The organism is Necropsobacter rosorum (genome assembly GCF_964241405.1).
Classification (GTDB): Bacteria; Pseudomonadota; Gammaproteobacteria; order Enterobacterales; family Pasteurellaceae; genus Necropsobacter; species Necropsobacter rosorum.
Genome location: NZ_CAXSXF010000001.1, coordinates 319,814 through 326,389, shown reverse-complemented (window position 1 = coordinate 326,389; position 6,576 = coordinate 319,814). Strand labels below are relative to the sequence as shown.

Genomic DNA, 6,576 nt, shown 5'->3' with positions numbered 1-6,576 from the left:
AACGGAAACGGAAACGGAAACGGAAACGGAAACGGAAACGGAAACGGAAACGGAAACGGAAACGGAAACGGAAACGGAAACGGTTTTTCAGGAGCAGGAAAAACCGAGCGAAGGCGGTTTCTTCAGTCGTCTGGTGAAAGGACTATTAAAAACCAAACAGCATATCGGCGACGGTTTCCGCGGCCTGTTTTCCGGTAAAAAAATCGATGACGACCTGTTTGAGCAACTGGAAGAACAATTGCTGATAGCCGATATCGGCGTACCGACCACCGCGAAAATCATTGACAACCTGACCCGGCATGCCAGCCGCAAACAGCTGAAAGACGCGGAACTGCTGTATCAGCAACTGAAAACGGAATTGTCCGATATTCTGCAGCCGGTGGAACAGCCGCTGCGCATTGACGGCGACAAAAAACCTTATGTGATTTTAATGGTCGGCGTTAATGGAGTGGGAAAAACCACCACCATCGGCAAATTAGCCCGCCAGTTTCAGCAACAGGGCAAATCCGTAATGCTGGCGGCCGGTGATACCTTCCGGGCGGCCGCGGTGGAACAGCTGCAAGTCTGGGGCGAGCGCAACCATATTCCGGTCATCGCACAACCTACGGGATCCGATTCGGCGTCGGTGATTTTTGATGCCATGCAATCCGCCGCGGCGCGTCGTATTGATATTCTGATCGCCGATACGGCGGGACGTCTGCAAAATAAAAATAACCTGATGGACGAGCTGAAAAAGATTGTGCGCGTTATGAAAAAATATGACGACAGCGCGCCGCATGAAATTATGCTGACCTTAGATGCCGGCACCGGACAAAACGCCATCAGTCAGGCGAAACTGTTTAACGAAGCGGTAGGGCTGACCGGCATCAGCCTGACCAAACTGGACGGCACGGCGAAAGGCGGGGTGATTTTTGCCATCGCCGATCAGTTCGGCTTACCGATCCGCTATATCGGCGTGGGCGAAAAAATTGATGATCTGCGCCAGTTCCGCGCCACCGAATTTATTGATGCGCTGTTTGCCGGGTCGGACTGATTGTTGTGTTTGCTCTCTATTCTGTTAGTTAAAGCCGAAACGGGTAAATAAAAACAAACAAGTTGGTATTTTTCAGCGGCGTGATGAATTTTCAGGCATTGGACGGAAGCATAATAAATTAATAACAAGGATATGCAATATCCGTTATAATTGGTCGCGGTTTGCCGTTTAACAGCGGGGAAACCGCGCAAGATTTCTAAAGAGACAGGAAAATATGATACGTTTTGAGAATGTCAGCAAAGCTTATTTGGGCGGTAAGCCGGCTTTGCAGGGGCTTACTTTTCATTTGCCGGTCGGCAGTATGACCTATCTGATCGGACATTCCGGTGCGGGAAAAAGTACACTGTTGAAACTGATTATGGGTATGGAACGCGCTAATGGCGGGCAGATTTGGTTCAACGGGCATGATATTACCCGCTTATCCAAATATGAAATTCCGTTTTTACGCCGTCAAATAGGTATGGTGCATCAGGATTACCGTTTACTGCCGGATCGGTCGGTGGCGGATAATGTGGCGTTACCGTTGATTATTAGCGGCATACATCCGAAAGAAGCGCAATCCCGCGCGCTGGCTTCTCTGGATCGGGTAGGGCTGCGTGATCGCGCCAATCATCTGCCGTTGCATTTGTCCGGCGGTGAGCAGCAGCGGGTGGATATTGCCCGCGCCGTGGTACATAAACCGCAATTATTGCTGGCCGATGAGCCGACAGGCAATTTAGACAGCGCACTTTCTCTGGAGATCTTTAATCTGTTTGAAGAATTCAACCGTTTGGGGATGACGGTGCTGATCGCCACCCATGACATTAATATTGTGCAACAAAAACCAAAACCCTGTCTTGTACTTGAACAAGGGTATTTACGTTAAGGAAAGTAGTGATGAGTTCTCGTCCGATTAATGCCTCGTTATGGGTGCAAGTAAATTATGTGTTGCGTGCGGTGCTGGCCGATTTGATGAAGAAAAAATACGGCACGCTGCTGACGGTGCTGGTGATTGCGGTGTCTCTGACAATTCCGACCATAAGTTATTTGTTGTGGAAAAACATTCATCAGGCCACATCGCAGTTTTATCCGGAAAGCGAATTAACCGTTTATCTGCATAAAAATCTGAGTGAAGAGGATGCCAATCTGGTGGTGGATAAAATCCGTCAGCAGGACGGCGTCGACAGTCTGAACTATGTCTCGCGGCAGGAAAGTCTGAACGAATTCCGCAACTGGTCGGGATTCAGCGAAGGGCTGGATATTTTGGATGACAATCCGCTGCCCGCAGTGGTGATGATTAAACCGAGCAAAGAATATAATGAAAGCCAGAAGCGCGATACATTGCGTGATAATTTAAATAAAATCAAAGGGGTGCAGGAAGTTCGGTTGGATAACGATTGGATGGAAAAATTGACCGCACTTTCGTGGCTGGTGGCGCACGTTGCGATTTTATGTACGGTGCTGATGACGGTTTCGGTCTTTCTGGTTATCGGTAACAGCATTCGTTCCGATGTGTACAGCAGTCAGGCCAGCATTGAGATCATGAAATTACTCGGCGCGACGGAGCAGTTCATTCTGCGTCCGTTTCTTTATACCGGCATTCTCTACGGCTTGGCGGGCGGGCTGCTGGCCTGTATTTTCAGCGCCTGTCTGATTGGGTATTTCACCAGTGCGGTAAAATATGTGACGGATATTTTTGCGGTGAATTTTTCCTTGCACGGTATTGCATTCGGCGAATTGCTGTTCTTATTGGTGATTTGTGCCATTGTGGGCTATGTCGGCGCGTGGCTGTCGGCGACCCGCTACATTCAGGTGCTGGATAAAAAAGGCTGAATATACCGAGAAAACAAACGGCTTAATCAAATTCAGCGCTTTTTTTCATAAAAAGACTTGCTTTTGTGCAATGTATCTTGTAATTAATTAACTGATATTTTTTATTTCAGACACAACATTATCAATAAGGAAAATTTTATGCAAAACGTAGGTTTTATCGGTTGGCGCGGCATGGTCGGCTCCGTGTTAATGGATCGCATGCAGCAGGAAAATGATTTCAGCAATATTAATCCGCTGTTTTTCACCACATCGCAGGCGGGACAAAAAGCGCCGGTGTTCGGCGGTAAAGCGGCGGGCGAACTGAAAGACGCTTTCGATATCGACGAATTAAAAAAACTGGATATTATCGTTACCTGTCAGGGCGGTGATTATACCAATGCGGTGTATCCGAAACTGAGAGCGACCGGCTGGAACGGCTACTGGGTGGATGCGGCGTCTGCGCTGCGAATGGAAAAAGACGCCATTATCGTGTTGGATCCGGTAAACCAGCATGTTATCAGCGAAGGCCTGAAAAACGGGGTGAAAACCTTTGTCGGCGGAAATTGTACCGTCAGTCTGATGCTGATGGCGCTGGGCGGTCTGTTCCAGCACGATTTGGTGGAATGGATTTCCGTCGCCACTTATCAGGCGGCATCCGGTGCGGGGGCAAAAAATATGCGTGAGTTGCTGGTGCAAATGGGGCAGCTGGAAGCCAGCGTGAAAGCCGAACTGGCCGATCCGGCATCGTCGATTCTGGATATTGAACGTAAAGTTACCGCGCAAATGCGTGCCGACGATTTCCCGACCGACAATTTCGGCGCGGCGTTAGGCGGCAGCCTGATTCCTTGGATCGACAAACTGTTGCCGGAAAGCGGACAAACCAAAGAAGAATGGAAAGGCTATGCGGAAACCAACAAAATTCTCGGTTTAAGCGACAATCCGATTCCGGTGGACGGTCTGTGCGTGCGTATCGGTGCGCTGCGCTGCCATAGTCAGGCGTTTACGATCAAACTGAAAAAAGATCTGCCGTTAGCCGAAATTGAACAGATTTTAGCCGCTCATAACCAATGGGTGAAAGTGATCCCGAACGATAAAGAGGCCACCTTGCGCGAACTGACCCCGGCGAAAGTCACCGGAACCTTAAGCGTGCCGGTCGGCCGTTTACGCAAACTGGCGATGGGGCCGCAATATCTGGCGGCGTTTACCGTCGGCGACCAGTTATTATGGGGCGCGGCGGAGCCTGTTCGCCGTATTCTTAAACAGTTAGTGGCTTAATCTCATGTGATAAGGGTTGTCTTCGGATAACCCTTCATTACATCAGGGCGGGAAGAAAGTTCGTTTATCGGGAATCTGTCGTGTAGTCATATTCTCTCACCGCCGGTATATTTGCCGATAAGCCCGTTTTCAGCGGAAAATAAAACAGATAAATGAGTCCAATGATCAGAGAACCTCGTTTTTGTCAATTTGCTTTGCTGCAATTGATCCCTTTTATTGCGCAGTTTCCCATTCAATATATACACGGCAAAAATCACTGCCGTATCGCTTACCGGCATTTTGTTCAGCCGGCGACCGTCACGCAACGCAAGCTGATGATTCTGGTCAACGGGCGGGCGGAAAATATTCTGAAATGGTCGGAAGTGGCCTATGATTTTTATTTGCGCGGTTATGATGTGCTGATCTTCGATCATCGCGGACAGGGCTATTCACAGCGTTTGCTGGCGGACCGGGAGAAAGGCTACATTGACGAATTTCATTTTTATGCCGATGATATGGCGGCGCTGATTGAACATGTCGGTGGGCTGTATGCTTATCATAGCCAGCATGTTATCGCCCATTCGCTGGGCGCGTTGATCGCGGCGTATTATCTGGCAAATTATGATCACCGGATTAAAAGTGCGGTCTTTTCTTCGCCGTTTTTCGGCTTGCCGACCCGCCACCCGCTGCGCGATGAGCTGATCATTAACCTGATGATGCTGTTCGGGCAGGGCAAGCGTTATGTGTTCGGCAAAACGCCGTATAAACCGGCAAATTTAAACAATAATGAGCTGAGTTTTTGTAAAACCCGAATGAAATGGATGAACCGGATCAACCGCAATTATCCCGAGTTAAATCTGGGCGGGCCGACATTTCGCTGGGTGCATCTGTGTCTGACCGCGATCAAAGGTCTGCCGAAAATTCTGCCGCGCATTGAAATCCCGGTGCTGGTTTTTCAGGCCGGAAAGGAAAAGATCGTGCGCAATGAAAAGCTGCAGGAATTGACCGCACTTTTGCCGCATCACCGGTTAATCACCATGGATAACGCCAAGCATGAAATTTTATTCGAACGCGATCCGCTGCGTGCACAGGCGCTGGAACAAATTTTTCAATTTGTCGAACATGAGGCGCCCGCGGAATGATTAACTAAAACAGCGCCACAACCACAGGCCCAGTGCGGTAAATAACAGGCCGCCGAACAGGTGCAGCGACATCACGGCAAGCGCCGGCTGCCATTTCGCGCTGAGAAAATATTCCACCACTTCGGCGGAAAATGAGGAAAACGTGGTCATACCGCCGAGAAAACCGGTGATCAGAAACAAGCGCCACTCAGCGGAAATCTGCGGATACTGCCAGAAAACCGCCAAGAGCAGACCGATAATAAAACAGCCGGCGTAATTGGCGATCAACGTGCCGAACGCCAGAAACGAACACAGCGGATTTAACAGTTGACCCAATCCCCAGCGCGCGATGGCGCCCAGTGCGGCACCGCTGCCGACTAATAGAACGGATTGCCACGCCGACATCAGCAAAGCCCGAATACGGCACGCAGATAACTGGCCACCGCTTCATGTTTATTCAATCCGATGCGTTCCAGCTGCGGACAGGCTTGCAACAGGCGCGGATCCGCATTCCCCATCACATTGCCTTTTCCCACTTCGCTCAGCATTTCCACATCGTTCATGCCGTCGCCGAAAGCGATACAATCTTTCAGCGTGTAATTCCGCGGCTGGATAATACGGGCAAGTGCGGTGGCTTTTGACACATTTTTATTCATCACTTCCAGACAGCTCGGCGTTGAGTAAGTGATATTGACGACCTCACCGAAGCGCGCTTGCAGGGTTTGTTCGATCGGCGCCACATCCTGCGGCGTGCGGCCGATAAAAAACACTTTTTCCGTACCGCGCCCGTGATGTTCGGCGAAATCCACAACCTGATACATAAAACCGGAATCCTGATGGTATTTCGCCATTTCCGGTACGTCTGTGCTAATAAACCAGCCATCGTCCTGATAAGAATTGACAAACACATTTTGCGCATCGAACGGCAGATTCATAATCTCCAGCGCGAGGGCTTCCGGTAGGTTATCGCTGAGCAGCAGATTGCCCTGCAGGTCGTGTACGCGGGCGCCGTTGGAGGTGATCATCAGCGCTTTTTTCACACTAACTTTGCTCAGAATGGAGGATACGTCCGTATAGTTACGGCCGGTCGCCAGAATGATATCCACCTGTTCGGCGGCTAATTTTTCCAGCGTCTCGATAGTAAAATCGCCGATGACGTGATTGCCGTTAAGCAGCGTGCCGTCCAGATCAGAAACCACGGCACGAAAGGGAAGCGGGTGCATAAATTAAAAGACCTTATTATCGAATGCTAAAATCAGGCGCTATGATAACAAAATTACGGCAAAAAAGACCGCACTTTTTCCGCATTTCGCGCAATCCTTTGCGCTAAATAAAAAAATAAGTTGATTTATCTTTAAAATGTGCTATCAATATTAA

General features: G+C 49.5%; 7 protein-coding genes. 5 read left to right on the top strand and 2 right to left on the bottom strand.

Features of this window, described 5'->3' with window-relative positions; genetic code table 11:
* The 5 genes from ftsY to ACESOH_RS01505 all read left to right on the top strand — a co-directional run.
* Window positions 1-1,033: signal recognition particle-docking protein FtsY (gene ftsY / locus ACESOH_RS01525; protein WP_373099232.1), on the top strand; the 1,033-nt coding region annotated here is incomplete at its 5' end.
* 214 nt (window positions 1,034-1,247) lie between these two features.
* On the top strand, window positions 1,248-1,898 hold the full coding sequence (gene ftsE, locus ACESOH_RS01520; RefSeq protein ID WP_032093843.1) for a cell division ATP-binding protein FtsE: 651 nt from the start codon (window positions 1,248-1,250) through the stop codon (window positions 1,896-1,898).
* Window positions 1,899-1,909: 11 nt separating this feature from the next.
* Window positions 1,910-2,845: a permease-like cell division protein FtsX gene (ftsX, locus tag ACESOH_RS01515; RefSeq protein ID WP_373099230.1), complete on the top strand. Its 936-nt coding sequence runs from the start codon at window positions 1,910-1,912 to the stop codon at window positions 2,843-2,845.
* Between the two features lie 138 nt (window positions 2,846-2,983).
* Window positions 2,984-4,099: an aspartate-semialdehyde dehydrogenase gene (asd, locus tag ACESOH_RS01510; protein WP_373099229.1), complete on the top strand. Its 1,116-nt coding sequence runs from the start codon at window positions 2,984-2,986 to the stop codon at window positions 4,097-4,099.
* 161 nt (window positions 4,100-4,260) lie between these two features.
* Entirely contained in the window at window positions 4,261-5,220 is a 960-nt protein-coding gene (locus tag ACESOH_RS01505; RefSeq protein ID WP_373099227.1) for an alpha/beta fold hydrolase, read from the top strand.
* Here the strand turns inward: ACESOH_RS01505 and crcB are convergent, their stop codons facing one another.
* Both crcB and ACESOH_RS01495 read right to left on the bottom strand, forming a co-directional pair.
* Complete coding sequence (crcB, locus tag ACESOH_RS01500; RefSeq protein ID WP_373099226.1) at window positions 5,221-5,604, bottom strand: fluoride efflux transporter CrcB; 384 nt, start codon at window positions 5,602-5,604, stop codon at window positions 5,221-5,223.
* Complete coding sequence (locus ACESOH_RS01495; protein ID WP_373099224.1) at window positions 5,604-6,422, bottom strand: Cof-type HAD-IIB family hydrolase; 819 nt, start codon at window positions 6,420-6,422, stop codon at window positions 5,604-5,606. Before ACESOH_RS01495 ends, crcB begins: the two co-directional genes overlap by 1 nt.
* Between the last annotated feature and the right edge of the window lie 154 nt (window positions 6,423-6,576).

Coding starts and splice junctions, on each gene's coding strand:
- asd (WP_373099229.1), top strand. CDS start 2,984: ATGCAAAACGTAGGTTTTATCGGTTGGCGCGGCATGGTCGGCTCCGTG.
- ftsE (WP_032093843.1), top strand. CDS start 1,248: ATGATACGTTTTGAGAATGTCAGCAAAGCTTATTTGGGCGGTAAGCCG.
- ACESOH_RS01495 (WP_373099224.1), bottom strand. CDS start 6,422: ATGCACCCGCTTCCCTTTCGTGCCGTGGTTTCTGATCTGGACGGCACG.
- crcB (WP_373099226.1), bottom strand. CDS start 5,604: ATGTCGGCGTGGCAATCCGTTCTATTAGTCGGCAGCGGTGCCGCACTG.
- ftsX (WP_373099230.1), top strand. CDS start 1,910: ATGAGTTCTCGTCCGATTAATGCCTCGTTATGGGTGCAAGTAAATTAT.
- ACESOH_RS01505 (WP_373099227.1), top strand. CDS start 4,261: ATGATCAGAGAACCTCGTTTTTGTCAATTTGCTTTGCTGCAATTGATC.